This window comes from Methylobacterium endophyticum (genome assembly GCF_050591105.1).
Lineage (GTDB): Bacteria > Pseudomonadota > Alphaproteobacteria > Rhizobiales > Beijerinckiaceae > Methylobacterium.
In genome coordinates, this window is sequence record NZ_JBNHES010000005.1 from 161,519 (window position 1) to 187,456 (window position 25,938).

Here is a 25,938-nt window from a genome sequence, read left to right on the forward strand (position 1 = left end):
GATCATGGAAGCCGCCGTTCTCCGTTCCGTCTCGCCGGCCCCCCCGGCGGCCGCGCCCGCTCCCGCCAGAGCCGAACCGCCTCCCCCGGCGGTCTCGGCCCCCGGCGGGGGCGGCAGGGCGGGCCGCTGGCTGCGCCTCCACCGTCCGCAGATCCGGGCCGCCGCGATCGGGCTGATCTCGCTGGTGCTGTTCGTCGGCGCCTGGCAGCTGCTGACGGCGAACCGGGTGGTGTTCTACGTCCGCTTCGTGAACGTCCCGGCGCCGACCGACGTGATCGGGCGGGCGATCATCGCCCTGCGCAGCCCGATCTTCGGCGATCACGTCCTCATCAGTTGCCGGCGCATCCTGTTCGGCTTCCTCCTCGCCGGCGGCCTCGCGGTGCCGCTCGGGCTGCTGATGGGCCGTTTCCGGCTCCTGCGCGAGATCGCCTTCCCGATCTGCGAGGTGATGCGCCCGATCCCGGCCATCGCCTGGGTGCCGATGGCGATCATGCTCTGGCCGACCAACGAGGGCTCGATCATCTTCATCACCTTCCTGGGCTCGTTCTTCCCGATCCTCATCAACACCCTGCAAGGCATGGCGACCGTCGATCCGGTGCTGGTGCGGGCCGCGCGCTGCCTCGGGGCGCGGGAGGCGGCGCTGTTCCGCGAGGTCTACCTGCCGGCCTCGCTGCCGCAGATCTTCACCGGCCTCACCGTCGGCATGGGCGTCGCCTGGGTCTCGCTGATCGCCGCCGAGATGATCTCCGGGCAGTTCGGCATCGGCTACTTCACCTGGGAGGCCTATTCCCTGGTCCAGTATTCCGACATCGCGCTCGGCATGATCACCATCGGCATCCTCGGCCTCGCCTCGAGCTTCGCCATCCGCTTCGTCGGCCGGCTCGCCATGCCCTGGTCGGCCGCCCGCTGATCCCGGTCCCGAGACCCCACACACCAAGGAGCCAGCCATGGCCGCAACGGCGAAGGGCCTGATCGAGGTCCGGGATTTCTGCCTGCGCTACGAAACGATGGAGGGCGCCGTCGAGGCGGTCTCGAACGCCTCGCTGACCGTGCGGCCGGGCGAGTTCGTTTCCATCATCGGCCCCTCGGGCTGCGGGAAGTCGACCCTGCTGAACGCGCTCGCCGGCTTCCTGACGCCCTCCGGCGGCACCGTCACCGTCGACGGGGAGGCGATCTCCGGCCCCAGCGCCGACCGGGGCATGATCTTCCAGCAATATTCGCTCTTCCCCTGGAAGACGGTCCGCGAGAACGTCGAGTTCGGCCTCAAGATGAAGGGCATCTCGCGCGGCGAGCGCGAGCGCCAGGCGCGCACGCTGCTCGGGCTCGCCGGCCTCACGCCCTTCGAGAACCATTATCCCGATCGGCTGTCGGGGGGCATGAAGCAGCGTGTCGGCATCGTGCGGGCGCTCGCCACCGGCCCGCGCATCCTGCTGCTCGACGAGCCCTTCGGCGCGCTCGACGCGCAGACGCGGCTCATCATGCAGCAGATCCTCACCAACATGTGGCAGCGCCTGAAGATCTCGGTGCTGTTCGTGACCCACGACATCGACGAGGCGATCTTCCTGTCCGACCGCATCTACGTGATGACCGCCCGGCCCGGCTCCATCAAGGCCGAGATCGAGGTGCCGCTGCCGCGCCCGCGCCAGCCCGCCATGACCCTGTCCTCCGAGTTCCTGGGACTTCGCCGGGGGCTGATGTCGCTCATCCGCGAGGAGAGCATCCGCGCCATGGGCGGCGAGGTCAACGCCGAGGCGATGAAGGGGCTCGCCATCAACCTCGAGGGCCAGGACATCGCCGCGGTGCTCTGAGGAAGCCCGAAATCGGAGCATTTTCGAGCGAGGCGGCTCCGGCTTCCGTGAAGAGAATGCGTTCCACCCAAAAAAGAGAGGCGATTCCGCCGGAGGCGGAACGACTCTAGCCGAAAGCTTTCAGACAATGGCCTATGTCGTCACCGAGAACTGCATCCGCTGCAAGTATACCGACTGCGTCGAGGTCTGCCCCGTCGACTGCTTCTATGTCGGCGAGACCATGCTGGTGATCAAGCCCGACGAGTGCATCGATTGCGGCGTCTGCGAGCCGGAATGCCCGGCCGACGCCATCAAGGCCGATACCGAGCCGGGGCTGGAGGGCTGGCTCGCCTTCAACGCCAAATACGCCGAGCTCTGGCCGAACATCAGCGAGAAGCTCGATCCCGCCCCCGACGCCGCCGCCTGGGACGGCAAGGACGGCAAGCTCCAGGCCGTCTTCGGCACCGAGAATCCGGCCTCCGCCTGATCCACCCCACTCATTGCGATTGGAACGACCCAGATGAGCAAGTTCAACGAGGAGCGTGTGGTTTCGGTCCATCACTGGACGGATACGCTGTTCTCGTTCCGCACGACGCGGGACCCGTCTTTCCGGTTCCGCAACGGCGAGTTCACGATGATCGGGCTGGAGGTCGAGGGGCGCCCGCTGCTGCGGGCCTATTCGGTGGTGTCGGCGAACTACGAGGAAGAGCTGGAATTCTTCTCGATCAAGGTCGCCAACGGCCCGCTGACGAGCAAGCTCCAGCATCTGAAGGTCGGCGATCCGATCATCGTCGGCAAGAAGCCCACCGGCACCCTGGTGCTCGACAACCTGCTGCCGGGGCGTAACCTCTACCTGCTCGGCACCGGCACGGGGCTGGCGCCCTTCCTGTCGATCATCAAGGATCCGGAGACCTACGAGCGCTTCGAGAAGGTTGTGCTCGTGCATGGCTGCCGGCGGATCGAGGAGCTCGCCTACGGCGACACCATCACGCAAGAGCTGCCCAACCACGAGTTCCTCGGCGAGACCGTCTCCGAGCAGCTGATCTACTACCCGACCGTGACCCGCGAGCCCTTCCGCAACACCGGCCGGATCACCGACCTGATGACCTCGGGCAAGCTGTTTTCCGATATCGGCCTGCCGCCGATGTCCATCGAGGCCGACCGCTTCATGCTCTGCGGCTCCCCGGAGATGATCCGCGACACCCGCCAGCTCCTCTCCGACGGCGGCTATGTCGAGGGCAACCACGGCGAGGCCGGCCACTACGTCATCGAGAAGGCCTTCGTCGAGAAGTGACACCCGCGTGAGCAAACGCGGGCGCTACCCCGGCGTCAGCGGCTTGATCTTCAACTGGTCGATCACCCAGCGCCATGTGCCGTCCGCCTGCTCGCGGGCGGTCTCCGTCGAGATCGTGCCGTTCGGCAGCCGCGCGAAGGTCATGGCGAGCGCGCCGCTGCGGATCGGCGGCAGTTCCTCGACGGGCGGGAACCCGGACTTGCGCGCGAGGAGATCGGTATAGAAGGCACGAATCTCGGCATGGCCCGTTGCCACGATCCGCCCCGCCGCGAGCACCGCGTCCGGCTCGTAGAGCGCCACCAGCCCCTCGACGTCGCCTGCATTGGCCCGCCGGTTGAACAGGCGGGCGAGATCTTCCGGGGCCTGTGCCCCCTCACGGCCGGCGTCACTCATCGCGATTCCTCCTCTCGTGTTTCGTGGAGAACCCACAAGCAGCGGCATCGGGTCCGCCGCCGGCTCCGCCTATTCGAGGCTCACGCCCTTATCTATTTGAGGCTCACGCCCTTGCCGTCGCGGACCGAGACCGCGACGGGGATGCCCATCTTGACGCTCTCCGACACGGTACAGAACCGCTCGAACTGCTCCATGACGCGCGCGATCCGGGGCAGGTCGACCGCCTCGGCGCCGAGCCGGATCCCCACGTCGATGCCGACGATGCGCAGCCGCCCCTCGGCGTTGCGCTCGACCCGGCAGGCCGCCTCGGCGCAGACGCCCCCGCCGTCCTGTCGGAACTTGCCGAGCGCGAAGACCAGGCTCGCGCAGAGGCAATTGGCCACTCCGGCGATCAGGATCTGCTCGGGGAAAGGCCCCTGGCCGCCGCCGATGGGCTCGGCCTCGTCCACCGCCAGATGCGGCAGCGCCGCGCCGAAATCGACGGTGAATCGGTAGTCCTCGACCTGTGTGATCCTGATCGTCGGCGCCGGCGCCATCGCTCGTCCCTTCCGCTGCCGCCCGAGCGGCGTCCGCCCCGCGCGGCAAGGCGCGGCCGGATGACATATAGGCCCGATTATCAAGGATCGCCGGCCGCTCCCGGCCACGGGCCTTGACGTATTCTGCTTATTGGCATACCAAATGCCAGATAGAAAATACGAAACGCGTTCAGTTGTGAACTGCGCGACCGGGGAGAGCCCGGTCCCACGCACGGAGGAATTCGACGCATGACGAACGACGCCACACCCCGCAACCGGCGCTAGAGCGAGCCCGAGCCGTGTCCGGCACGGAAGCATCGCCCGCGATCGATTTCGCCCAGCTCGTCGCCAATATCGGCGACGCGGTGGTGGTCTCGGACGCCGAGGGCGCGATCACGGTCTGGAACGCGGCCGCCGAGCGGATCTTCGGGTTCTCCGAACCCGAGGCCATCGGCCGGTCGCTGGACCTGATCACGCCGGAGCGCCACCGGGCGCGCCACTGGCACGGCTACGCCAAGACCATGAAGAGCGGCGTCACCCGCTACGGCACCGAGCTGCTGCGGGTGCCGGCCCTTCACAAGGACGGCCGCGCCCTGTCGATCGCGTTCACCGTGGGCCTCCTGTTCGACGACGGCGGGTCCGTCACCGGCATCGCCGCGGTGATCCGGGACGAGACGAGCCGCTGGAACGAGGAGCGGCAGCTGCGCCGGCGCCTCGCCGAGCTCGAAGCGGAGCAGACCGGCTCGCCGGCCTGAGACGCCCCCGACCCCTTCAGCCCGCCGGACGACGCGGCGGTTGATCTTCACCCACCCACAACATCATCAAAAAGAGAGGAAAGGCCGAGATGACCCAGCCGCTGGAAGGTATCAAGATCATCGACTTCACCCACGTCCAGGCCGGTCCCGCCTGCACGCAGCTCCTCGCCTGGTTCGGCGCGGACGTGATCAAGGTCGAGCGTCCCGGCGCCGGCGACGTCACCCGCACGCAGCTGCGCCACGTCGAGGACGCGGACGCGCTCTACTTCACGATGCTCAACTCCAACAAGCGCTCCCTGACCCTCGACACCAAGACCCCCCAGGGCAAGGAAGTCCTCGAGAAGCTCATCAGGGATTCCGACGTCATGGTCGAGAATTTCGGCCCCGGCGCGCTGGACCGCATGGGCTTCTCCTGGGCCCGCATCCAGGAGCTCAACCCCGGCATGATCCTCGCCTCGGTGAAGGGCTTCTCCGACGGCCACCACTACGAGGACCTGAAGGTCTACGAGAACGTCGCGCAGTGCGCGGGCGGCGCCGCCTCCACCACCGGCTTCTGGGACGGCCCCCCCACCGTGTCGGCCGCCGCGCTGGGTGATTCCAACACCGGCATGCATCTGGCCATCGGCATCCTCACGGCGCTGCACCAGAAGAACAAGACCGGCAAGGGCCAGAAGGTCGCCGTCTCCATGCAGGATTCGGTGCTCAACCTCTGCCGCGTGAAGCTGCGCGACCAGCAGCGCCTCGACGCCCTCGGCTACCTCGAGGAGTACCCGCAGTACCCGCATGGCGAGTTCTCGGACGTGGTGCCGCGCGGCGGCAACGCGGGCGGCGGCGGCCAGCCGGGCTGGGTGCTGAAGTGCAAGGGCTGGGAGACCGACCCGAACGCCTATATCTACTTCACCATCCAGGGCCATGCCTGGGCCCCGATCTGCAAGGCGCTCGGCAAGCCCGAGTGGATCGACGATCCGGCCTACAACACCGCCCGCGCCCGCCAGGACAAGATCATGGACATCTTCGCCACGATCGAGGCCTGGCTCGCGGACAAGACCAAGTTCGAGGCCGTCGACATCCTGCGCAAGTTCGACATCCCGTGCTCGCCGGTGCTGTCGATGAAGGAGATCTCGGTCGATCCGTCGCTGCGCGCCAGCGGCACCGTGGTCGAGGTCGACCACCCGAAGCTCGGCAAGTACCTGACCGTCGGCAGCCCGATCAAGTTCTCGGACATGAAGGTCGACATCAAGGCCTCGCCGCTGCTGGGCGAGCACACCGACGAGGTGCTGCGCGACCTCGGCTACACCGAGCAGCAGATCGAGATGCTGCACCAGGAGCGCGCCGTCTGAGGCGATCGTCCATCGGAGGACGGAGCGCCATGCGTCGCCGTCGTCCCGTGCCGGACGCCGCTGCCCATGCGTGACGGGCAGCAGGCGGTCGGCCTGATATGAAAGGGCCGCCTCCGGCCGGATCGGGGGCGGCCCTTTTCTTTGGCACGGCGGCGACACCCGCTATGGAGCCGGCGGGCCCGCGTCCGCTCCGGCGGTGCGCCGGCCGCTCCTCGAACGCAGGTGATCCCCCGCGATGCATCCGATCTGGCGGCGATTCCTCCCGGAGCAGGCTCCCCTCAGCCCGCGCGAGCGTGTCCGCTCGGCCCTCGGCGCCCTGATCGGCATCGTCGCGACGGGGCTCGTCTGCACGGCGGCGCTGGGGCCGGACGCCGCCCTTCCCGCGCTGATCGCGCCGATGGGCGCCTCGGCGGTGCTGCTCTTCGCGGTTCCCGCGAGCCCCTTGGCGCAGCCCTGGTCGATCCTCGGCGGCAACACCGTGGCGGCCCTCATCGGCGTGACGGCGGCGGCCGTCGTCTCGGATCCCGCCTGGGCGGCGGGCCTCGCCATCGCCCTCACCATCGCCACGATGATGAGCCTGCGCTGCGTCCATCCGCCGAGCGGCGCCGTGGCGCTGACGGCGGTCCTCGGCGGCCCCGCCATCCGCGACCTCGGCTACGGCTTCGTGCTCTGGCCGGTGGGGGCGAACTCGCTGCTGATGCTGGCGGCGGCGCTCCTGTTCAACAACCTCACCGGCCGGCCCTATCCGCATGCCAGGGTGGCGGCGCCCGACCGCGGCACCGCCGATCCCGCGCCGACGACCCGGATCGGCTTCTCCTCGTCCGACCTCGACGAGGCCCTGAAGACCTTCGACCAGCTCCTCGATGTCGGGCGCGGCGACCTGGAGGCCATCCTGCGGCAGGCGCAGATCAACTCCTACCGGCGGCGCTCGGGGCAGGTCGCCTGCGCCGACATCATGTCCCGCGACGTGATCGCGGTGGCGCCCGGCGATTCCCTCGCCGAGGCGCTGAGCCTCCTGCGCCGTCACCGGATCAAGGTGCTGCCCGTCACCGACGAGAGCGCGCGGGTGCTCGGCATCGTCACGCAGACGGACCTGCTCGACAAGGCCGCCTGGGACCGGAGCGGGCCCCGGCTCGGCCTCGGGCGGCGCCTGCGCCTGATGCTCCAGCGCGGACAGGCGCCGCATGGCTGCGTCGCCGACATCATGACCACCTCCGTGAAGACGCTCTTTCCCGAGAGCCCGATCGCGGACGTCGTCGCGCGCATGGCGGAATCCGGGCTGCACCACCTGCCCGTGGTGGGGGCCGACGGGCGCCTCGTCGGGATCGTCTCGCAGACGGACCTCGTGTCCGCGCTGCTCGCAGACGCCGCCGGGAACCGGAGCGAGGAGCGCTCCCCGCCGGCCGGCGGTCTCGAGCCCGCGATGCCCTCGCCGGCCTGATCCGGGCGGGGGAGGGGGCTAAGCGGGGAGGCCGTTATCCGGCCGACTCCGCGCCCTCGCCCAGGAAGAAGTCCACCGCCATGGCGACGACGGCCGGGTGGTAGGCATGCGGCCCGTCATACTCGACATAGGTCACGTCGTAGCCGGCGGCCTTGAGCTTGCCCGCGTGCGAGCGGCCGCCGTGATCGACCGCGATCTGCTCGTCGCGGGTGCCGTGCGAGACGAACACGCGCGGCGCGCCGGTCTGCATCTGCACGGACATGAAGCCCGCCGACGAGACGATCAGGTGGGTGACGAAATCGCCGTTCGTGAGCCCCGAGGACAGGGTGTAGCTGCCCCCGTCCGAATGGCCCGCGAAGGCGAGCCGGGCGGGATCGAGCAGGAAGCGCGAAGCGACCTCGTTCAGCGCGGCCTCGACGCGCTCGCGGTCGGGCCCGTTGCCGGCGATGACGAGGTCCCAGGTCGGAAACAGCGATTGCGGGACGAGGAGCAGGAAGCCGCGCGCCTCGGCGTGCCCCTGGAGCATCGGCAGGATCTTGGCGGCGGAGCCGCCGCCGCCGTGGAACAGCACCACGAGGGGCGTCGGCCGTCGCGGATCGATGCCGGCCGGCACATGGAGCAGCGCGTCGCGCTTCTCGAACAGGCTCAAGGGCTGCGGGCCCGGCGGCAGCGGCGGCTTCGTCGGCAGGCGGTGCGCGAAGGCGATGCGGCCGGCGAGATGAGGATCGATCATGGCCACCGTCCCGATCTTGTTTTGAATGCGAGAGCGCGTGCGGCGCGCCCTCGAACGGAAACGTCCCGGCGGAAATCAATCCGCCGGGACGAGGACGCCTTATGAGCGGCGAGGGCGGTGGGCTCCCCTGTCGGCAAGACGTCCCGAGGGAACGTCCCGCCGGGGCGGGCTCACTTCTTCTTGACGACGCTCTGCGGGTTGAGGCTGCCGATATTGCCGCTCTCGGTGCCGGCGGCCGGATCGATCACGGCGTTGACGAGGGTCGGGCGGCCCGAATCCATCGCCGCGTTGACGGCGCGGCTGAGCTCGTCGGGGGTCGCCACATGGACACCGACGCCACCGAAGGCCTCCATCATCTTGTCGTAGCGCGAGTCCGGCACGAACACCGTCGGCGCGACGTCGGCGCCGCCCGTGGGGTTCACGTCGGTGCCGCGATAGATGCCGTTGTTGTTGAAGACCACGATGCAGACCGGCAGGTTGTACCGGCAGATCGTCTCGACCTCCATGCCCGAGAAGCCGAAGGCGCTGTCGCCCTCGACCGCGAGCACCGGCTTGCCGGTCTCGACGGCGGCGGCGACGGCGAAGCCCATGCCGATGCCCATGATGCCCCAGGTGCCGACATCCAGGCGCTTGCGCGGCTGGTACATGTCGATGATGCCGCGGGCGAGATCGAGGGTGTTGGCGCCCTCGTTGACGAGGATGGCGTCGGGCCGGTCCTTGATGATCGTCCGCAGCGCCCCGAGCGCCGAGTGGAAGTCCATCGGGGTGGAGTTCTTCAGGAGGCGCTGACCCATCTTGGAGATGTTGGCCTCCTTGCGGGCCGAGATGGCGTCGAGCCACTCGGACGGCGGGGAGGGCCACTTCGACCCCATGCCCTTGAGCAGCGCCTCGACGCAGGAGCCGATGTCGCCGACGACCGGCGCCACGATCTCGACGTTCGAGTCCATCTCCTTGGGCTCGATGTCGATCTGGATGAACTTCTTCGAGCCGGGCGCGCCCCACTGCTTGCCCTTGCCGTGCGACAGCAGCCAGTTGAGGCGGGCGCCGATCAGCAGGACGACGTCGGAATCCTTGAGCACCGTCGAGCGCGCGGCGCCCGCCGAGAGCGGATGCGTGTCGGGCAGCAGGCCCTTGGCCATGCTCATCGGCACGTAGGGGATGCCGCTGGTCTCGACGAGCTGGCGGATCGCCTCGTCGGCCTGGGCGTAGGCCGCGCCCTTGCCGAGGATGATGAGCGGACGCTTGGCGCCCTTGAGCACCTCGAGGGCGCGCTCGATGGCGTGCGGGGCGGGAAGCTGGGCGGGGGCCGCGTCGATGACCTTGACGAGGGACTTGGCGCCGGCCTCGGCGTCCATCACCTGCGAGAACAGCTTGGCGGGCAGGTCGAGATAGACGCCGCCCGGACGGCCCGAGACCGCCGCGCGGATGGCGCGGGCGACCGCGATGCCGATGTCGCAGGCGTGCAGGACGCGGAAGGCGGCCTTGCAGAGGGGCTTGGCGATGGCGAGCTGGTCCATCTCCTCGTAGTCGCCCTGCTGGAGGTCGACGATCTCGCGCTCGGAGGAGCCCGAGATGAGGATCATCGGGAAGCAGTTGGTGGTGGCGTTGGCGAGCGCCGTCAGGCCGTTGAGGAAGCCGGGGGCGGAGACCGTCAGGCAGATGCCGGGCTTCTTGGTGAGGAAGCCGGCGATGGCGGCGGCGTTGCCGGCATGCTGCTCGTGGCGGAAGGAGATCACCCGCATGCCCTCGGCCTGGGCGAGGCGGCCGAGATCGGTGATCGGAATGCCCGGCACGCCGTAGATGTTGGTGATGCCGTTGAGCTTCAGCGCGTCGATGACGAGATGGAAGCCGTCGGTCAGCTCGCGCTGCGTGTCGGCCTCCGCCATGCTCACGTCGGCGGTCTGGGGGTCGATGATCTGGGCCAGTGCGGACATGACCGCTTCCTCCTGAAGAATTGTCGACGGGATTGTTGGATCGTTGATCGGCGGGTGCCCGGATCGGATCGGTCCGTCAGGGCACCCGGTTGTCGGTGCGTCCGTTCAGGACACGTCTCCTACGCCAGGCGGACGGGCGGCTGAGCGGCGGCGGTGGCGGGCGCCGTGAGGAGATACTTGAGGCGCATCGGCTTGAGGACGAACATGGCCAGGATCGCGGCGGTGGCGTTGAGGCCGATGACCAGGGCGAACACCGCCGACCACCCGTAGGCGGCGGAGAGGATGCTGGCGAAAGGCACCAGGAACGCCGCGGTTCCCTTGGCGGTGTAGAGCAGGCCGGCGTTCGTGGTGGCGAACTTCGAGCCGAACGTGTCGCCGCAGGTCGCCGGGAAGAGCGAGTAGATCTCGCCGAAGACCCCGAAATACATCGCCGTGGCGAAGATGAACACGATCGGGTTGTGGCCGTTGGTGATGAGCAGGATCACCGCCACCGCCGCCACCGAGAAGGCGATGAACATCGTGTTCTCGCGGCCGATGTTGTCCGAGACGAAGCCGAAGAACGGCCGCCCGAACCCGTCGAAGATGCGGTCGAGGGAGATCGCGAAGGTCAGGGCCGCCATCTGGAGGCCGAACATGCTCACCGGCACGTCGGCGACCTGGAAGTCGTGGGCGATGGGCGCGATCTGCGCCGCCGCCATCAGGCCGCCGGAGGCGACCATCACGAACATCGCGTACATCACCCAGAAGACCGGGGTGCGCACGGCCTCGCGCGGCGTGCGGTCGACCTTGGTCTGCGGCAGGCGCACGCTCTTGCGCTGAACCGGCACGGCGACGCTCGGCTTGCGCAGGAAGAACGACAGCAGCAGCACGGCGCCGCCCTGGATCAGGCCGAAGGTGAAGAACGCGTTCTGGTAGCCGCCCGAGGCGATCATCTTGGCGATCGGCACAACCGTGAGCGCGGCGCCCGCGCCGAAGCCCGCCGCCGTCGCGCCCGCCGCGAGCCCGCGCCGGTCCGGGAACCACTTCAGGGCGTTGCCGACGCAGGTGCCGTAGACCGAACCGGCGCCGATGCCGCCCAGCACAGCCGCGAGATAGAGCAGCGGCAGCGAGTCGGCGTAGGCATCGAGCATCCAGGCGGAGGCGATCATCACGCCGCCGAAGGCCACCACCACGCGCGGACCGTAGCGGTCGACGAACCAAGCCTCGATCGGCACCAGCCAGGTCTCGGTGGCCACGAACAGGGTGAAGGCGAACTGGATCGCGGCGCGACCCCAGTGATACTTGGCGTCGATCGGATCGACGAACAGGGTCCAGCCGTATTGCAGGTTGGCGATCATCGCCATGCACAACACGCCGAACCCGAGCTGCCACCACTTGGCCGACGGCGCATCGGCCGGCGCGGAGGCCGACCCATTCTCGCGTTCCATCCCCGAATCCTTCTGAAGAGCGACTCTCCGGTCGAACTGGATACATAATGCACCAATCGACTAGGCATGCAATATACCAGAATGAAAAACGTGCGCGGGGTGTAACATCCTGCAAGGCGGCGCGCGGCGGGGAATGGTCTCCATGGCCGTCGATGTCCGACCGTGCCGGTCCCTCGTCCCGTGGCGTCGGGACGCGCCTACGAGGATGGCGCCCGGCGGACCCGTTCGCCAGTTGAGGCCGGCCGCGCCGCGCTAGGCTAGGGGCGACTTGGCGCGCGCTCCGGGGATCGCTGACAGTTGCGGGCGACCGTCAACGATCCCGCCGAGGCCGGCGACCCGTCCCCGATCTGCCTCGATCTTGCATGGCAGTGCGCGCGGCATCGAGTCCGAGCCCCGGAGACAGGATCGTGGACCCAAACTCCCTTACGCGGCGCAGCCTGGTCCGGGCGGGGATCGGCGGCATGGCGGCGGCCTCGACGGGCGCCTCCACGGGCGTGCTGGCCCAGTCGGAGCCGCCCAAGCCCGGCGCCCTGACCGTGGCGCCGAAATCCCAGGCCGGGCTCGGCCCGCGCCTGACGATGCACGCCATCGACAACTTCCACGGCACGCCGGGCGCCGGCATGGTCGCGGATCTCTCGATCCGCGACGGGGACGCCTACAAGCCGATCAAGACCGTGACGACCGCGCCCAACGGCCGGACCGCCGAGCCGCTGCTCGTCGACGAGGCCCTCAAGGAGGGACGCTACGAGCTGCTGCTGCATGTCGAGGACTACTTCAAAACCTACGGCGTGACGCTGCCGACGCCGAACTTCCTCGGGCTCGTGGCGGTGCGCTTCGTCATCCGCGACGCTGGGCAGCGCTACCACCTGCCGGTGCTGTTCACGCCCTGGGGCTACTCGTTCTATCGCGGCAGTTGAGCCGCCGGCCGTCCCGCGGACCCGATCGACCCCATCCAACGCCGGAGGCTCCCATGGCAGGAATCACCACCCACGTCCTCGACGCCGAGCGCGGCCGCCCCGTCGCGGGGGTGCGCATCGACCTCTCCGTCCTGGAGGGCGGCGAATGGCGCCATCTCAAGACGGCGACGACCAACGCGGACGGGCGCACCGACACACCGATGGTGCCTCCCGCCGAGGCGAAGACAGGGATGTACCAGCTCGAATTCCATGTCGCGGAGGTCTTCGCCGCCCGCGCGGGGACGGGCGCGGTCGACGCCTTCGTCGACGACACGGTGGTGCGCTTCTCGGTCTTCGACGCGAAGCAGCACTACCACGTCCCGCTGCTCTGCACGCCCGGAAGCTGCACGACCTATCGCGGCAGCTGAAGGCCGCGCCGGGTCCGTCAGGCCGGCACGGCGGTGTCCAGAGCCGCCGCCGTGCCACCCCGGAAGGCGGCCGCCGCGTCGTCCGCGCGGCGGCAGGCGACGACGTGACCGGGGGCGATCGCGGCGGCGGCCGGCATCTCCATCCGGCAGGCGTCCTCGGCGAGGAAGCAGCGCGGCGCGAAGGGGCAGCCGGGGGGCCGGGCCGAGAGATCGGGCGGGTTGCCGGGGATGGTCTCGAGGCGCTGCCCCTTCACGAGCACGCCGTCGGCGCGGCTGCGCAGCAGCCCGATGGTGTAGGGATGGTGCGGCTCGCGCACGATCTGCCGAGCGGTGCCGATCTCCACCACCTTGCCCGCGTACATCACGGCGATCCTGTCGGCGACCTCCACCGCCGCGCCGAGATCGTGCGTCACGAGGACGATCGAGAGCCCGAGGTCGCGCTGCAACTCGCGCAGCAGCAGCAGGATCTGGATCTGCACCGTGGCATCGAGCGCCGTCGTCGGCTCGTCGGCGAGCAGCACCTGCGGGCGGCAGGCGAGCGCCAGAGCGATCATCGCGCGCTGGCGCATGCCGCCGGACATCTCGTGCGGGTAGTTGTCGAGCCGGCGCGCCGGGCTCGGGATGCGCACCCGCTCGAACAGGTCGAGGGCGCGCTTCCTCGCCGCCTGCGCGCCGATGGCCTCGTGGCGCAGGATCGCCTCGGTGATCTGCCGGCCGACGGTGTAGACGGGATCGAAGGCCAGCAGCGGCTCCTGGAAGATCATCGAGACCACGCGGCCGCGAAAATCCACCAGCTCGCGCTTCGACAGCGCCAGCACGTCGCGCCCGACCACGCGGACGCCGCCCTCGATGCGACTGCGGCCCTCGGGAAAGAGCCGCAGGATCGCCCGCAGGGTCACGCTCTTGCCCGAGCCGGACTCGCCGATCAGCGCCAGCGACTCGCCGCGCTCCAGCGACAGGTCGACGCCGTCGACCACCTGGACGGGGCCGAAGCCGACCCGCAGCCCCGTGAGCTCGATCGCCTTCGCGGTATCGCCGGTCATGCCGCGATCCGCTGGGCGGGAGCAGCGGGATGGCCGGAGCCCGGCTGGCGGGCGAGGCAGGCGACCCGGTGCAGGTCCCCGACGGCATCGAGGCGCGGCTCGTCCTGGGAGCAGACCGGAGCGGCGAGCGTGCAGCGGGGGTGGAAGCGGCAGCCGGAGGGCGGATCGATGGGGTTCGGCGGATCGCCAGCGAGAAGCGCCGCCTCGGTGCGGTTGTCGGGATCGAGCGAGGGCATCGAGGCGAGCAGCGCCTGCGTGTAGGGATGCGAGGGCGCGGAGAGCACCGTGTCGGACGGCCCGATCTCGGCGACGCGGCCGAGATACATCACCATCACCCGGTCCGCGATGAAGCGCACCACGTTGAGGTCGTGGCTGATGAAGATGTAGGTCAGCCCGAATTCCTGCTTGAGGTCGAGGAGCAGGTTCAGCACCTGCGCCTCCACGGACTTGTCGAGGGCCGAGACCGCCTCGTCGAGGAGCACGAGGCGCGGCTCCAGCGCCAGGGCGCGGGCGATGTTGACGCGCTGGCGCTGGCCGCCGGAAAGCTCGTGCGGATAGCGCCCGGCGAAGCGCTTCGGCTCCAGCCCGACGCGGGCGAGCAGCATGCGCGCGCGTTCCACGGCCTCGCGGCCCGGCACGCCGTTCACCTTCGGTCCGAAGGCGATGGACGCCTCCACCGTCATGCGCGGGTTGAGGGAGGCGTAGCTGTCCTGGAAGACCATCTGCACCTGCCGCCGATAGGCGCGCCAGGGCAGGGAGCGCTCGCCGACCGGCTGGCCGTCGAACAGGATCTCGCCGGAATCGCGCTCGATCAGCCCCATCAGGAGCTTGGCGGTCGTCGACTTGCCGCAGCCGGATTCGCCGACGATGCCCAGCGTCTCGCCCTTCAGGGTCTCGAAATCGACGCCGTCGACGGCCTGCACCACCTGCCGCTTGCCCCCGAACCCCTTGCGGACGGGGAAATGCTTCACGAGGCCCGAGATCGACAGGAGGGGCTGGGCCGGGCCGCCGCGATCATGCGCGAACGGGTCCGGCAGGTCCGGGATGACACTCAACGACGGATCTCCATGGCGCTGCGCAGTCCGTCCGAGAACAGGTTGAACGAGATCGAGACGATGAAGATCGCGAGCCCCGGCAGCGCCGCCACCAGCGGGTTCACGTAGATCGCCGTGCGCAGGGTGTTGAGCATCAAGCCCCATTCGGGCTCGGGCGGGCGCACCCCGAGCCCGAGGAAGGACAGGCCCGAGGCCAGGATCATCGAGACGCTGATGAGGCTCGTCGAATAGACGAAGATCGGCCCCAGCACGTTGCCGAGCACCTGCACGCGCATGATGGTGAGCGCCGAAGCGCCCGACAGACGCGCCGCGTCGATGTAGTCGCGTTTTCGGATTCCCGTGGTCACGCTCTCGGCCACGCGCGCGATCTGGGGGACGAACACGCAGGTCAGCGAGACGATGGCGTTGAAGATGCCCGCGCCGAGCGCCCCCGACAGGGCGATCGCCAGCAGCACCGAGGGGAAGGCGAAGAACACGTCGATGGTGCGCATCAGGATCGTGTTGGTCCAGCCGCCGACATAGCCGGCGAGGATGCCGATCCCCGAGCCGATGACGAAGGCGATGAGCACCGGGGTCACGCCCATGAACAGGGAGAGGCGGGCGCCGATCATCAGGCGGCTCAGCATGTCGCGGCCGAGCTCGTCAGAGCCGAGGGGGAAGTTCGCCGTCCCGATGGGCTTCAGGCGGCGCAGCATGGCGCCCTTGTAGGGATCGGCGGGCGTGATCCAGGGCGAGAGGATCGCGACGAGCACGATCAGCAGGATGACGGCGCCTGCGGCGAGCGCGACGGGATCGCGCATCAGCCGGTGGCCGACATGGCGCCAGTAGCCGCGCGAGGCGACGAAGGCGGCGGGTTCGGCGCCGGGAGCGGCCGCGACGTTGCCGTCGAGCGCGACCGAGCCGGCGGTGAGGGGGGCGGACATCGGCTCAGCCCCGCTCGATGCGCGGATCGAAGGCCGTCTGCATGACGTCGACGGCCAGGTTCAGGAACACGAAGAACATCGCCAGCACCAGGATCGAGCCCTGGAGCAGGGGCAGGTCGCGCTGGAAGATCGCGGCGTTGAGCAGGAAGCCGGTGCCGGGCCAGGCGAACACCGTCTCGATCAGGATCGAGCCGCCGAGCAGGTAGCCGAGCTGGAGCCCCATGATCGCGAGCGCCGTCGGCGCCGCGTTGCGCACGACGTGCTTGAACACGCCCCACTCGTCGAGCCCCTTGGCGCGCAGCGCCTCGACGAAATCCTGCGCCAGGATGTCGGCGACGAGGGCGCGCACGGTGCGGGCGATGATGCCGGTGGGGATCACCGACATCGTGACCGCCGGCAGGATGATGTAGCGCAGATGATCGAGATCGGGCCGCCAGTTGCCGGACCCGTCCGGGCCGGCCCCCGTGGGCGGCAGCCAGCCGAGCGTCGCCGAGAACACGATCACCATCACCATGCCGAGCCAGTAATGCGGCACGCTGACGCCGAAGACCGACAGCGCCGAGGCGATGCGGTCCGGCCAGGAGTTGCGGTGGTAGCCGGCGACGAAGCCGAACAGCGTGCCGAAGGTGAAGCCGAGAAGCGTGGCGACGGAGGCCAGGATCAGGCTGTTGACCACCGCGCGCGAGACCTCGCCGAGCACCGGGCGGCCGGTGGCGATGGAGGTCCCGAGATCGCCGTGCAGGACGCGCCAGAACCAGATTCCGTATTGCACGGGCAGCGGCTTGTCGAAGCCGTAGGCGGCGCGCATCTCCTCGATGGTCGCCTGCGTCGCGTCCACGGGCAGCACGGCGCTCAGGGGATCGCCGGGCGCGAGATGCACGAGAAGGAAGCAGACGACGCTGACGCCGAAGGCCACCGGCGTCACCGCGACCAGGCGCTTGAGGATGTAGAGCAGCATCGTCTCTCAGCCCTTCCCGCCGCGCGTCACCGGCTCGCCGCCGCGTCGATGGTGATGGGCGAGAAGTCCTGGAACCAGTTCTGCGCCTGGACGAAGCCCTTGACCTTCTTGCTCATCGCCCGCGGATTCACGTCGTGGGTGATCATCAGGAACAGGGCGTCGTCGACGAACTTCTCGTGGACCTTCTGGAGGACCTTGACCTGCTCCTCCTTGTCGAAGGTGTTGCGCACCTGATCGAAGAGCTTGTCCATGTCGGGATCGTTGTAATAGCCCCAGTTCGTGCCGTTGGGCGGGGCGAGATTGCCTTGCAGGTGCCGGATGAAGCCCGTGAAGGGGTCCTGGATGAAGTAGCTGTAGTTGAGGCCGGTGCCGCCGCGCGAGGTCTCGGCCTTGGCGCCCGCGCGCCAGATGTTGATGAGCGTGTTCCACTCGACCACTTCGAACTCGACCTTGATGCCGACCTCGGCGAGGCTCTGCTGCACGAACTCGTTCATCGGCAGCGGCTGCATCTGGCCCGAGCCCGAGGCCGAGATCAGGATCTTGGTGGTGATCGGCTTGTCGGGGCCGTAGCCGGCCTCCGCCAGCAGCTTCTTGGCCGCCGCCGGGTCGTATGTCAGCTTGAACGAGGGGTGCCCGAACCACTGGTGGCCCGGCGGCATGAAGCCCTCCGCCGGCACCGCGAGGCCGCCGAGCAGCTCCTTCAGCCCCTCGCGGTCGACGGCGAGGTTGGCGGCCTTGCGCACCCGGATGTCGTTCCAGGGCGAGCCCGGCACCCGCGAGAGGTGCCACGTCCAGTTGTGCGGATAGGTGTTGGTGACGATGGTGAAGCCGGCCCCCTTCAGGGAGGCGACGGCGTCCGGCGCCGGGGCCTCGATCCAGTCCACCTGGCCCGAGCGCAGGGCCGCGATGCGGGCGTTGGCCTCCGGCAGCGGCACGAGGACGAGCTTGTCGAGCTTCGGCACGCGGGCCTTGTCCCAATAGGCGGTGTTCGGGACCATCTCGGCGCGCTCGCGGGGCGCGAACAGCGTCAGCTTCCACGGGCCGGTGCCCGAGGGCGACTTGGCGAAGGCGTCCCAGCTCTTGCCGAGCTTCTCCCACTGGGCGGGAGAGGACATCATGATCCAGGCGATCTGGTAGGGCAGCGTGGCGTCCGGCGCCTTGGTGACGATCTCGACGGTGCCGGGGTCGACGACGCGGTAGCTCGCCACCGCCGGGATGCGGGTCCGCCCCTGCGCGGACTGGCGCGGGTCGTATTGCGGGGCGTCGGTCTTGAGGAGCTTGTCGAGGTTCCAGACCACGGCCTCGGCCGTGAAGGGCGACCCGTCGTGGAAGGTCACGCCCTCGCGCAGCTTGAAGGTCCATTTGGTCTTGTCGGCCGGGTCGACCGCCCAGCTCACGGCGAGGCCGGGGACGAGGTCAGAGGGCTTGGTGGCGCTCGACAGGTCCCAGTTGATGAGGCCGTCATAGACCGTGTAGCCGGTGAAGCGCATGCCCTCGCCGCCGTTGTCGGCCTGCCCCGTGGTCAGCGGGATGTCGGAGGCGGTCATGCCGATGCGCAGGACGCCCTGCGCGCAGGCGAGCGTCGGCGACGCCGCCAGGGCGAGGGCGGCCATCGTCAGCCGCAGTCTCTTGAGGCTCGGGAGGGGGAGGAGCGAGGGGTGCTTGTGCATGCAGTCGGCCATGCAAGGCTTCGGCCAAGCCTCCGGCCCGGCGGCGGCGGGAGCGGCGATGTCCTGGCCTGAGGGCAGCGGGATTTCGGGCCACGGACCGTCGGGAAACGCCGTCCCGCGTGCTCGCGGACGACGACGGCGGATGCGATCCCGCGTGAACCAACCCCCTAAGGCAGAACGCACATACTCGTTCTTCGACAAAGCGATAGTGGTGGTTTCTCATATGAAGCGCGAAGGCAGGCCGGCTTGGGGCCCGGCCGGGCCGCCCTCCGATAAGGTCTGGGCACCGACATCGATCTGTCATGCAGGCCCGGCTAACTGGATCGGGCCCGCCGCGACCACGATCACGCCGGCGGGCGGGTGATTTTTGCAACGTCGGCCCGCCAAGAAGGCAACCGGCGGGCATTGCGGTTGCCGGCGATATAGCCGTTGCTATACCCGACCGCGACGATATCGGGAGTCGGACTTGAAGCACGGCGACGTCTTCGGCAGGGGCAGGGTCCGAAGGGCAGCGCTCCCGGCGCTGGCCTTGGCCGTCCTGCTCGGACCGCCAGCGCTCGCCGCCGATCCGGCCCCTCCATCCGCGCAGGGCCCTGCCTTCATCGACTGGTCCGGCCCCTATCTCGGGATCGAGGGCAGCGGCGGCGCGTCCTTCGGGCAGCACACGTTTCACGGCACCATGATCGGCGGACGAGCGGTCCCGGACTTCAAGACCGGGGACGCCACGGGCCGCAACGACCGCTCGCGCAACGCGACCACCGCCGTCGGCGGCCTGTTCGGCGGCTACAACTGGCAGACCGGCCCGTGGCTCTATGGCATCGAGGCGGACGTCTACGGCGCCAACCTGAAGCGGCCCGTGGCCTCCACGGCGCCGGGGCTCGGCTACGAGGGGCTGGACCCGGAATTCAGCGTGCTGCGCGCCAAGACGGACCTCTACGGCACCCTGCGCGGACGCGTCGGCGTCGCCTTCGACCGGGCCCTCGTCTACGCCACCTTCGGCCTCGCGGGGGCCGATGTCCGCATCCTGGCCACCTATCCCGACCTCGCCGGAGGGGGCGTCGCGAGCACGCGGCACGACCTCTCCTATCTCGGCTTCACCCTCGGGGCGGGCGTGCAACTGGCGCTGACGGAGCAGCTCGCGCTGGGGATCGACTACCGCTACCTCGACCTCGGCGGCGGCGGCCGCTTCGGGCTCGGCGCGCTGCCCGGCGCCGCCGGAGGCCCGGTCTCGACGCGGGACGCGTCCTTCACCTCCCACCAGATGATGGCGCGCCTGTCCTGGCATCCCGCCGGCCTGACGCCGCCCCCGGAGACGGAAGGAACGTCGAGCCCCGACGACCGCTTCTCGCTGCACGGGCAGACCACCTTCATCACGCAGGGCGTGCCGGGCTTCCGCGCGCCCTACACGGGGCCGGCGAGCCTGATCGGGCGGCAGGTCCAGTCGACCACCACGGCCACGATGATGCTCGGGCTGAAGCTCTTCGAGGGCACCGAACTCTACTACAATCCTGAATTCTCACAGGGATTCGGCCTCAGCCGCACGCTGGGCGTCGCCGGGTTCGTCAACGGCGAGGCGCAGAAGGCCGGCGCGCCCTATCCGAAGCTGCGTTCCAACCGCTACTTCCTGAAGCAGACCTTCGGGCTCGGCGGCGAGACCGAGGACGTGCCGGACGGCCCGAACCAGGTGGCGACGCGGCGGGCCATCGAGCGCGTCACCGTGGTCGCCGGCAAATTCGCCATCGGCGACTATTTCGACGCCAATTCCTATGCCCACGACCCCCGCGTCGACTTCATGAACTGGGGTCTGTGGGCGTCGGGCGCCTACGACTTCCCGGCCAATCTCCCCGGCTTCACCCAGGGCGTCATGGTCGAGTACAACCGCCCGGAATTCGCCCTGCGCGCCGCCTATACCCAGGTGCCGAAGGAGCCCTCCAACGACGTGCTCGACCCGCGCGTGTTCGAGCGCGCCGGGGGCGTGGTGGAGTTCGAGGAGCGGCATGTGCTCCCCGTCCTCGACCAGCCGGGCAAGCTCCGGCTCGGGCTGTTCTCCAATGTCGGCAACACCGCCGATTTCCGGCAGGTCGTCGGCCTGACCCAGGCCGGCCTGTTCGCCGACATCAACGACGCCGCCGCCGCGACCCGCCGCCCGCGCCGCAAGACCGGCTTCTACGTGAATCTCGAACAGGCGGTGAGCGCCGATCTCGGCGTCTTCGCCCGCGTCAGCGCCAATGACGGCCGCAACGAGAGCCTGTCCTTCACCGATATCGACCGCTCGGTCTCGGGGGGCGTGTCGCTGAAGGGCACCGCCTGGGAGCGGCCGGCCGACACGGTCGGCATCGGCACCTCGATGAACGGGATCTCGCCCTCGCACCGCGCCTTCTTCGCCAATGGCGGCGTCGGGCTGCTGATCGGCGACGGGCGCCTGCGCTACGCGCCCGAGCGGGCGCTGGAGGCCTACTACGCCCTGAGCCTCAACAAGATCCTGACGGTCTCGTTCAACTACCAGCTCGTCGTGAACCCGGCCTACAACAAGGATCGCGGCCCCGCGAACTTCCTGGGCACGCGGATCCACGCCGACTTCTGAACGCCGCAAGGAACGGGCATGACCGGACACGGCCGTTACGGATACAGCGCGCTGCCGAGCCGGCCCGTCTTCGACTGGCGGCAGGGGCGGCGCCTGGCGGTCTATGTCGGGCTCAATCTCGAAGGCTTCGATTTCGGCTCCGGGCTCGGGGCGGAGCTGGCCCCCGGCGGCCCGCAGCCGGACGTGCTGAACTACGCCTGGCGCGACTGGGGCAACCGCGTCGGCGCCTGGCGGATCGGCGAGATGCTCGACGCGCTGGCGATGCCGGCGAGCGTGCTCGTCAACAGCCGGCTCTACCGCGACTGCCCCGGCCTGATCGAATCCTTCCGGGCGCGGGGCGACGAGATCGTCGGCCATGGGCGCACCAATTCCGAGCGCCAGGGCACCCTCGACGAGGACCGGGAGCGCGCGCTGATCGCGGAGGCCACCGCCATCCTCACCCGCGAGGAGGGCAGGGCGCCGGCCGGCTGGCTCGGGCCGTGGATCTCGCAATCGCCGGTCACGCCGGACCTCCTCGCCGAGGCCGGCTACCGCTACCTGCTCGACTGGGCCCATGACGACCAGCCGGTCTGGTTCTCGACCCGAGGCGGCGGCCGCATCCTCTCGGTGCCCTATCCGCAGGAGCTGAACGACATCCCGGCCATCGTCGCGCGCAAGGAGTCCGGGCGGCAATTCGCGGAGATGATCGTCGACGCCTTCGACGAGATGCTGGAGCGGTCCGCCTCGGCGCCCCTCGTCATGGGCATCGCGCTGCACCCCTACATCGTCGGCCAGCCGCACCGAATGAGGCCCCTGCGCCGGGCGCTCGCCCATATCGCCGCGCATCGCGAACAAATCTGGCTGACCACGGCCGGCGGCATCGCGGAGCATTTCGCGGGGCTCGACGGCGGCAACGGATGAGGGCCGGCGCGGACGCTCAAGCCGCCTCGACGCGGATGCCGGGTTCGCCCGCCTCGAGACGTCCGACGACCGCCGCCCCGGCGAAGCCCGCCTCCCTGATCCCGTCGAGGATCGCGCCGGCCCGCTCGGCCTCGCAGGCGACGAGGAGGCCGCCCGAGGTCTGCGGATCGGTGAGGACGTGGCGGCGCCAGTCGGGGAGGGCGGGGGGCAGCGCCACCGCCTCGCCATAGCTCGACCAGTTGCGGTGCGAGGCCCCCGTGACGAAGCCCTCTCGCGCCAGCGCCTCCGTGCGGACCAGCAGCGGCACGGCGGCATCGGCGATCACCAGCCTCAGGCCGGAGCCGCGCGCCAGTTCGAGCCCGTGCCCGAGCAGCCCGAAACCGGTGACGTCGGTCATGGCGTGCACGTCCGGGTCGGCGCCGAGCGCCATGCCGACGCGGTTGAGCCGGGTCGTCGCGGCGATGAACTCGGCATAGCCCTCCTCGGGCAGGGCCTCGCGCTTGATGGCGGCGGAGTAGATGCCGACGCCGAGCGGCTTGGTCAGGATCACCGCGTCGCCCGGCCGCCCGCCGGTGTTGCGCCGGAGGTTGCTTCGCGCGCAGGTGCCGATCACCGCGAGCCCGTAGATCGGCTCGACGGAATCGATGGAATGCCCCCCCGCCACCGGAATGCCGGCCTCCGCGCAGATGGCGGCGCCCCCGGCCAGGATGCGGCCCACGACATCCGGCGCGAGCTTCGAGACCGGCATGCCGAGGATGGCGAGCGCCAGCAGCGGCCTGCCGCCCATGGCGTAGACGTCCGAGATGGCGTTCGTCGCGGCGATCCGCCCGAAATCATGCGGATCGTCCACCATCGGCATGAAGAAATCCGTGGTGGCGACGAGGCAGGTGCCGTCGTCGAGCTCCCACACCGCCGCATCGTCCGCCGTCTCGTTGCCGACGAGGAGCCGCTCGAAGGGAGCCGCCGCCGGCTGATGCGCCAGCAGGCTGCGCAGCATGCCCGGATCGAGCTTGCAGCCGCAGCCGCCGCCATGGGCGAGGCTCGTCAGGCGCGGGGGGATGTCGCTCATCGGCAGCGCCTCTCGAAATCCGGCCGGACGGACCGGGGCGCCGGCCGCCCGTCTGGAGATGGTGGGGACGCGCCGATGCTCCGGCAACCCGCCCGGCGCCGCGATTCTCAGGCGATGAAGAGCGGGTTGAGCCCGGCGCGCCGGAAGCCCTCCTCGGCGATCTTCAGGTCGAGACCATAGGAGGCGACGTCGTCTGCCACCGGGTCGAGGGCGGGATCGCGGTGCTGGTGCAGGTGCTTGAGGTAGCTGTTGCAGGCGGTGCAGGTCTCGACCTGGACGTCCTTCGAGACCTCGTCGAGGCCGTAATAGCTGATCCCCTCGCCGGAGCCGCAGGCGGTGCAGCGGATGCGGACATGGTTCCACAGGGTGCCGCAGAGCGAGCAGGCGCAGTAGCGGGCCTTGTCGGCGGGGGTCCAGCCGACGACAAGGCTCGCCACGGGGGCGCCGCCGCAGCACGGGCAGACGCCGTCCGCCACGGGCTTGAGGCTCGCGAGGTCGAGCCGCGCGGCCTGGACGGAGAGATAGACCTGGAGCGCGGCCGCCGCGAAGACGCACTCGCCCATCCGCTCCAGGGGAAAGGCGCCCTCGAACACCTGCGCGGCGAGATCGAGCCTGTCCTCGGGGGAGGCCGCGCGCAGGGCGTCGCGCGCGAGCCGGGTCGCCTCAGGGGTGGCGGAGAGATCGACGGACGCGAGCAGCCGGTCGAGCCCTTCGAGGAAGGCGGGATCGTCGCGCAGAAGGGCTGCCGACAGAGGGGGCATGCCGTGCTCGGCGCGCAAAGCCGTGTCGGCCGGCACCGCGACCGTCATTGCCGCCTGCACTCCGGCTTGCGCCTCCGCGATATGGGCGAGGAAGTCCAGATAGCCGCCGAGCGGGTGATCCGGCGCCAATGAGCGAAGCCGCGCGGCGCGGTCGGAAAAAAGCCGCGCCGGGTCCGGCAGGCGAGCGAAGGGAACCGCGCCGGAGATTCCGATCCGGTCGGGATCGGGCTTGAGCTCGCGCCTCGGCCGCTCTTCAGCCTCCGGCGTCTCCTCGACGGGCTCGGTCCGCCCACGCGTCCGGCGAAAGATGCCCGCCAATGCCTCAGGCCCCGTGCTTGTCGGTGGTGCCGCCGGTGTCCTTGGTCCCGGCGAGCTGGCGCAGCCACTTGCGGTGATGGCGATAAGCCCAGCCGCCGGTGACGGTGCCACGCATCATCGCCCGCCCGGTGCCGCGTACCCAGATGCCCGCATAGACATGGATGAAGATCAAGGCGATGGCGAGCACCGCCGCGAGCGAATGGGCGAGCACCGCCCAGCGCTTCGTCTCGATGACGGTGTAGGCGTAGAAGTACTGGTCCCAGATCACGAGCCCGGTGACGAACATGATCGCGATCAGGACGGTCTGCCCCCAGAACACGGTCTTCTGTCCGGCATTGTACTTGCCGAGCTCGGGCAGACGGTCCTCGCGGTTGGTCAGCACGTCGCCGATCTTCTTCGACCACTCGACATCGTCCCGGTTCGGCAGGTTGAGCCGCCAGAACCGCAGGAACAGCAGCGAGAAGCTGATCATCAGGGCGACGCCGAACCAGGGATGGATCACCCGCGTCGCCTGCCCGCCGCCGAACAGGCCGGTGAGGAAGAACAGGAACGGCGTGAACATCGCCAGTCCGCTCAGGGCGAGCAGCGTGAACAGGATCGCGGTGATCCAGTGGTTGACCCGCTGCACGCCGTTGTAGCGGCGCACGTAGAGGATCTCGGGCGTCTCGGCCTTCACCTCGCGGATCGGGTTCTCGTCGCTGTCCCGGATGTCGGCATGGATCGTCATCGGACGCGCTCCACGGTGAGGTCGGGCAGGGAGGGGCAAGCGGAGGGGATCAATGGGCGCGCGCCCCCTCGCCGTTGCGGCGGCTCGCCTCGTGGTCGAGCTCGACGGCCTCCTCCTCCTCCTCCAGCGCTACCTCGTTGGGGCCGGCGGTGATGTAGTGGAAGAAGCCCGCCACGGCGGCGAAGCCCATGGTGGCGAGCCCGAACACCTTCGCCCCGCCCTTCCAGAAGGCGACGAGCGGGCTGATCCTCGGATCGTTCGGCAGGCCGGCATAGAGGCTCGGCTTGTCGGCATGGTGGAGCACGTACATCACATGCGTGCCGCCGACGCCGGCCGGATCGTACAGCCCCGCCTTGTCGAACCCGCGCGACTTGAGGTCGTCCACCCGGTCGTGCGCCTGCTCGATCATGGCCTGCTTGGTGCCGAACATGATCGCGCCCGTCGGGCAGGCCTTGGCGCAGGCGGGGGCCTGTCCGACGGCCACCCGGTCCGAGCAGAGCGTGCACTTGTAGGCCTTGTGGTCCTTCTCGGAGATGCGCGGAATGTTGAAGGGGCAGCCCTTCACGCAATAGCCGCAGCCGATGCAGTTCTCCTCGACGAAGTCGACGATGCCGTTGGAGTACTGGATGATCGCGCCGGGCGAGGGGCAGGCCTTGAGGCAGCCCGGCTCGGAGCAGTGCATGCAGCCGTCCTTGCGGATCAGCCATTCGAGGTTGCCGCTCTGCTCGTTCTCGTACTCCGTGAAGCGCATGAGCGTCCACGACTTCGGCGTGAGGTCGTGGGGGTTGTCGTAGACGCCGACATTGACGCCGATGTCGTCGCGCAGGTCGTTCCACTCCTCGCAGGCCGCCTGGCAGGCCTTGCAGCCGATGCACTTCGAGACGTCGATGAGCTTGGCCACCTCCATCTGGCTGCGGATCGCGGGCGGCTGCTCCGTGGAGGCGGAGCGCTGGCGGATGTCGAGGGAGCTGTAATCGGCCATGATCT

Annotated in this window: 25 protein-coding genes; 11 read left to right on the plus strand and 14 right to left on the minus strand. The window is 69.5% G+C overall.

Going from position 1 to position 25,938, the window contains the following annotated elements:
* The first annotated feature begins 4 nt into the window (after positions 1 to 4).
* The 4 genes from ACP56T_RS08130 (at position 5) to ACP56T_RS08145 (ending at position 3,081) form a co-directional block, all read left to right on the plus strand.
* Complete coding sequence (locus ACP56T_RS08130) at positions 5 to 910, plus strand: ABC transporter permease (RefSeq protein WP_430911633.1); 906 nt, start codon at positions 5 to 7, stop codon at positions 908 to 910.
* 37 nt (positions 911 to 947) lie between these two features.
* Positions 948 to 1,808 (plus strand): ABC transporter ATP-binding protein, encoded by an 861-nt coding sequence (locus tag ACP56T_RS08135; protein ID WP_430911634.1) that lies wholly within the window; start codon positions 948 to 950, stop codon positions 1,806 to 1,808.
* A gap of 127 nt (positions 1,809 to 1,935) precedes the next feature.
* Positions 1,936 to 2,274, plus strand: coding sequence for a ferredoxin FdxA (gene fdxA, locus ACP56T_RS08140; protein WP_430911635.1), 339 nt, complete (start codon positions 1,936 to 1,938; stop codon positions 2,272 to 2,274).
* Between the two features lie 33 nt (positions 2,275 to 2,307).
* Complete coding sequence (locus ACP56T_RS08145; RefSeq protein WP_430911636.1) at positions 2,308 to 3,081, plus strand: ferredoxin--NADP reductase; 774 nt, start codon at positions 2,308 to 2,310, stop codon at positions 3,079 to 3,081.
* Positions 3,082 to 3,105: 24 nt separating this feature from the next.
* Here the strand turns inward: ACP56T_RS08145 and ACP56T_RS08150 are convergent, their stop codons facing one another.
* Together ACP56T_RS08150 and ACP56T_RS08155 are read right to left on the minus strand one after the other, a co-directional pair.
* Positions 3,106 to 3,474 (minus strand): YybH family protein, encoded by a 369-nt coding sequence (locus tag ACP56T_RS08150; RefSeq protein ID WP_430911637.1) that lies wholly within the window; start codon positions 3,472 to 3,474, stop codon positions 3,106 to 3,108.
* 92 nt (positions 3,475 to 3,566) lie between these two features.
* The gene (locus tag ACP56T_RS08155; RefSeq protein ID WP_430911638.1) at positions 3,567 to 4,010 is read right to left on the minus strand and encodes an OsmC family protein; all 444 of its coding nucleotides are present in this window, start codon (positions 4,008 to 4,010) and stop codon (positions 3,567 to 3,569) included.
* A gap of 278 nt (positions 4,011 to 4,288) precedes the next feature.
* Between ACP56T_RS08155 and ACP56T_RS08160 the strand changes: the two genes are divergently transcribed.
* The 3 genes from ACP56T_RS08160 to ACP56T_RS08170 all read left to right on the plus strand — a co-directional run bounded on the left by ACP56T_RS08160 (position 4,289) and on the right by ACP56T_RS08170 (position 7,525).
* Entirely contained in the window at positions 4,289 to 4,744 is a 456-nt protein-coding gene (locus ACP56T_RS08160; RefSeq protein WP_430911639.1) for a PAS domain-containing protein, read from the plus strand.
* 89 nt (positions 4,745 to 4,833) lie between these two features.
* Positions 4,834 to 6,084, plus strand: coding sequence for a formyl-CoA transferase (gene frc, locus ACP56T_RS08165; RefSeq protein WP_430911640.1), 1,251 nt, complete (start codon positions 4,834 to 4,836; stop codon positions 6,082 to 6,084).
* A gap of 235 nt (positions 6,085 to 6,319) precedes the next feature.
* The gene (locus ACP56T_RS08170) at positions 6,320 to 7,525 is read left to right on the plus strand and encodes an HPP family protein (protein WP_430911641.1); all 1,206 of its coding nucleotides are present in this window, start codon (positions 6,320 to 6,322) and stop codon (positions 7,523 to 7,525) included.
* Positions 7,526 to 7,559: 34 nt separating this feature from the next.
* Here the strand turns inward: ACP56T_RS08170 and ACP56T_RS08175 are convergent, their stop codons facing one another.
* From ACP56T_RS08175 to oxlT, 3 genes are all read right to left on the minus strand, one after another.
* On the minus strand, positions 7,560 to 8,258 hold the full coding sequence (locus ACP56T_RS08175; RefSeq protein ID WP_430911642.1) for an alpha/beta hydrolase: 699 nt from the start codon (positions 8,256 to 8,258) through the stop codon (positions 7,560 to 7,562).
* A 170-nt stretch (positions 8,259 to 8,428) separates the two neighbouring features.
* Positions 8,429 to 10,192, minus strand: a complete 1,764-nt coding sequence (gene oxc / locus ACP56T_RS08180; protein WP_430911643.1) for an oxalyl-CoA decarboxylase — start codon at positions 10,190 to 10,192, stop codon at positions 8,429 to 8,431.
* A 119-nt stretch (positions 10,193 to 10,311) separates the two neighbouring features.
* Positions 10,312 to 11,619 carry an oxalate/formate MFS antiporter gene (oxlT, locus tag ACP56T_RS08185; RefSeq protein WP_430911644.1) on the minus strand — a complete coding sequence of 436 codons (1,308 nt, stop codon included), beginning with the start codon at positions 11,617 to 11,619 and terminating at the stop codon, positions 10,312 to 10,314.
* Between the two features lie 407 nt (positions 11,620 to 12,026).
* On the opposite strand from oxlT, the gene uraH (ACP56T_RS08190) reads away from it, so the two are divergent.
* Together uraH (ACP56T_RS08190) and uraH (ACP56T_RS08195) are read left to right on the plus strand one after the other, a co-directional pair.
* Positions 12,027 to 12,536 carry a hydroxyisourate hydrolase gene (uraH, locus tag ACP56T_RS08190; protein WP_430911645.1) on the plus strand — a complete coding sequence of 170 codons (510 nt, stop codon included), beginning with the start codon at positions 12,027 to 12,029 and terminating at the stop codon, positions 12,534 to 12,536.
* A gap of 53 nt (positions 12,537 to 12,589) precedes the next feature.
* Positions 12,590 to 12,943: a hydroxyisourate hydrolase gene (gene uraH / locus ACP56T_RS08195; protein ID WP_430911646.1), complete on the plus strand. Its 354-nt coding sequence runs from the start codon at positions 12,590 to 12,592 to the stop codon at positions 12,941 to 12,943.
* A 17-nt stretch (positions 12,944 to 12,960) separates the two neighbouring features.
* On the opposite strand, the gene ACP56T_RS08200 is transcribed toward uraH (ACP56T_RS08195), so the two are convergent.
* The 5 genes from ACP56T_RS08200 to ACP56T_RS08220 are packed head-to-tail and all read right to left on the minus strand — an operon-like array spanning position 12,961 to position 18,535.
* Positions 12,961 to 13,986 carry an ABC transporter ATP-binding protein gene (locus ACP56T_RS08200; protein WP_430911647.1) on the minus strand — a complete coding sequence of 342 codons (1,026 nt, stop codon included), beginning with the start codon at positions 13,984 to 13,986 and terminating at the stop codon, positions 12,961 to 12,963.
* On the minus strand, positions 13,983 to 15,041 hold the full coding sequence (locus ACP56T_RS08205) for an ABC transporter ATP-binding protein (protein WP_430911648.1): 1,059 nt from the start codon (positions 15,039 to 15,041) through the stop codon (positions 13,983 to 13,985). Before ACP56T_RS08205 ends, ACP56T_RS08200 begins: the two co-directional genes overlap by 4 nt.
* Positions 15,038 to 15,964, minus strand: coding sequence for an ABC transporter permease (locus ACP56T_RS08210; protein ID WP_430911649.1), 927 nt, complete (start codon positions 15,962 to 15,964; stop codon positions 15,038 to 15,040). The genes ACP56T_RS08205 and ACP56T_RS08210 overlap by 4 nt, the downstream gene beginning before the upstream one ends.
* 4 nt (positions 15,965 to 15,968) lie before the next feature.
* The gene (locus ACP56T_RS08215) at positions 15,969 to 16,922 is read right to left on the minus strand and encodes an ABC transporter permease (RefSeq protein ID WP_430911650.1); all 954 of its coding nucleotides are present in this window, start codon (positions 16,920 to 16,922) and stop codon (positions 15,969 to 15,971) included.
* Positions 16,923 to 16,948: 26 nt separating this feature from the next.
* The gene (locus ACP56T_RS08220) at positions 16,949 to 18,535 is read right to left on the minus strand and encodes an ABC transporter substrate-binding protein (RefSeq protein WP_430911727.1); all 1,587 of its coding nucleotides are present in this window, start codon (positions 18,533 to 18,535) and stop codon (positions 16,949 to 16,951) included.
* A 586-nt stretch (positions 18,536 to 19,121) separates the two neighbouring features.
* Here ACP56T_RS08220 and ACP56T_RS08225 point away from each other — a divergent pair.
* A complete protein-coding gene (locus ACP56T_RS08225) occupies positions 19,122 to 21,176 on the plus strand; it encodes a carbohydrate porin (RefSeq protein WP_430911651.1) in 2,055 nt (684 codons plus the stop codon).
* 18 nt (positions 21,177 to 21,194) lie between these two features.
* Positions 21,195 to 22,076 (plus strand): polysaccharide deacetylase family protein, encoded by an 882-nt coding sequence (locus ACP56T_RS08230; RefSeq protein ID WP_430911652.1) that lies wholly within the window; start codon positions 21,195 to 21,197, stop codon positions 22,074 to 22,076.
* A gap of 16 nt (positions 22,077 to 22,092) precedes the next feature.
* On the opposite strand, the gene selD is transcribed toward ACP56T_RS08230, so the two are convergent.
* The 4 genes from selD to fdxH form a co-directional block, all read right to left on the minus strand.
* Entirely contained in the window at positions 22,093 to 23,145 is a 1,053-nt protein-coding gene (gene selD / locus ACP56T_RS08235) for a selenide, water dikinase SelD (protein ID WP_430911653.1), read from the minus strand.
* A gap of 107 nt (positions 23,146 to 23,252) precedes the next feature.
* Positions 23,253 to 24,224 (minus strand): formate dehydrogenase accessory protein FdhE, encoded by a 972-nt coding sequence (gene fdhE / locus ACP56T_RS08240; protein WP_430911654.1) that lies wholly within the window; start codon positions 24,222 to 24,224, stop codon positions 23,253 to 23,255.
* A 4-nt stretch (positions 24,225 to 24,228) separates the two neighbouring features.
* On the minus strand, positions 24,229 to 24,951 hold the full coding sequence (locus ACP56T_RS08245; RefSeq protein WP_430911655.1) for a formate dehydrogenase subunit gamma: 723 nt from the start codon (positions 24,949 to 24,951) through the stop codon (positions 24,229 to 24,231).
* Positions 24,952 to 25,000: 49 nt separating this feature from the next.
* Positions 25,001 to 25,933 carry a formate dehydrogenase subunit beta gene (gene fdxH, locus ACP56T_RS08250; RefSeq protein WP_430911656.1) on the minus strand — a complete coding sequence of 311 codons (933 nt, stop codon included), beginning with the start codon at positions 25,931 to 25,933 and terminating at the stop codon, positions 25,001 to 25,003.
* Between the last annotated feature and the right edge of the window lie 5 nt (positions 25,934 to 25,938).

What these genes read in the sequence shown, in the direction of transcription:
- ACP56T_RS08130 (WP_430911633.1), top strand. Translation starts at nt 5, where the DNA reads ATGGAAGCCGCCGTTCTCCGTTCCGTCTCGCCGGCCCCCCCGGCGGCC.
- ACP56T_RS08135 (WP_430911634.1), top strand. Translation starts at nt 948, where the DNA reads ATGGCCGCAACGGCGAAGGGCCTGATCGAGGTCCGGGATTTCTGCCTG.
- fdxA (WP_430911635.1), top strand. Translation starts at nt 1,936, where the DNA reads ATGGCCTATGTCGTCACCGAGAACTGCATCCGCTGCAAGTATACCGAC.
- ACP56T_RS08145 (WP_430911636.1), top strand. Translation starts at nt 2,308, where the DNA reads ATGAGCAAGTTCAACGAGGAGCGTGTGGTTTCGGTCCATCACTGGACG.
- ACP56T_RS08150 (WP_430911637.1), bottom strand. Translation starts at nt 3,474, where the DNA reads ATGAGTGACGCCGGCCGTGAGGGGGCACAGGCCCCGGAAGATCTCGCC.
- ACP56T_RS08155 (WP_430911638.1), bottom strand. Translation starts at nt 4,010, where the DNA reads ATGGCGCCGGCGCCGACGATCAGGATCACACAGGTCGAGGACTACCGA.
- frc (WP_430911640.1), top strand. Translation starts at nt 4,834, where the DNA reads ATGACCCAGCCGCTGGAAGGTATCAAGATCATCGACTTCACCCACGTC.
- ACP56T_RS08170 (WP_430911641.1), top strand. Translation starts at nt 6,320, where the DNA reads ATGCATCCGATCTGGCGGCGATTCCTCCCGGAGCAGGCTCCCCTCAGC.
- ACP56T_RS08175 (WP_430911642.1), bottom strand. Translation starts at nt 8,258, where the DNA reads ATGATCGATCCTCATCTCGCCGGCCGCATCGCCTTCGCGCACCGCCTG.
- oxc (WP_430911643.1), bottom strand. Translation starts at nt 10,192, where the DNA reads ATGTCCGCACTGGCCCAGATCATCGACCCCCAGACCGCCGACGTGAGC.
- oxlT (WP_430911644.1), bottom strand. Translation starts at nt 11,619, where the DNA reads ATGGAACGCGAGAATGGGTCGGCCTCCGCGCCGGCCGATGCGCCGTCG.
- uraH (WP_430911646.1), top strand. Translation starts at nt 12,590, where the DNA reads ATGGCAGGAATCACCACCCACGTCCTCGACGCCGAGCGCGGCCGCCCC.
- ACP56T_RS08200 (WP_430911647.1), bottom strand. Translation starts at nt 13,986, where the DNA reads ATGACCGGCGATACCGCGAAGGCGATCGAGCTCACGGGGCTGCGGGTC.
- ACP56T_RS08210 (WP_430911649.1), bottom strand. Translation starts at nt 15,964, where the DNA reads ATGTCCGCCCCCCTCACCGCCGGCTCGGTCGCGCTCGACGGCAACGTC.
- ACP56T_RS08215 (WP_430911650.1), bottom strand. Translation starts at nt 16,922, where the DNA reads ATGCTGCTCTACATCCTCAAGCGCCTGGTCGCGGTGACGCCGGTGGCC.
- ACP56T_RS08220 (WP_430911727.1), bottom strand. Translation starts at nt 18,535, where the DNA reads ATGGCCGCCCTCGCCCTGGCGGCGTCGCCGACGCTCGCCTGCGCGCAG.
- ACP56T_RS08230 (WP_430911652.1), top strand. Translation starts at nt 21,195, where the DNA reads ATGACCGGACACGGCCGTTACGGATACAGCGCGCTGCCGAGCCGGCCC.
- selD (WP_430911653.1), bottom strand. Translation starts at nt 23,145, where the DNA reads ATGAGCGACATCCCCCCGCGCCTGACGAGCCTCGCCCATGGCGGCGGC.
- ACP56T_RS08245 (WP_430911655.1), bottom strand. Translation starts at nt 24,951, where the DNA reads ATGACGATCCATGCCGACATCCGGGACAGCGACGAGAACCCGATCCGC.
- fdxH (WP_430911656.1), bottom strand. Translation starts at nt 25,933, where the DNA reads ATGGCCGATTACAGCTCCCTCGACATCCGCCAGCGCTCCGCCTCCACG.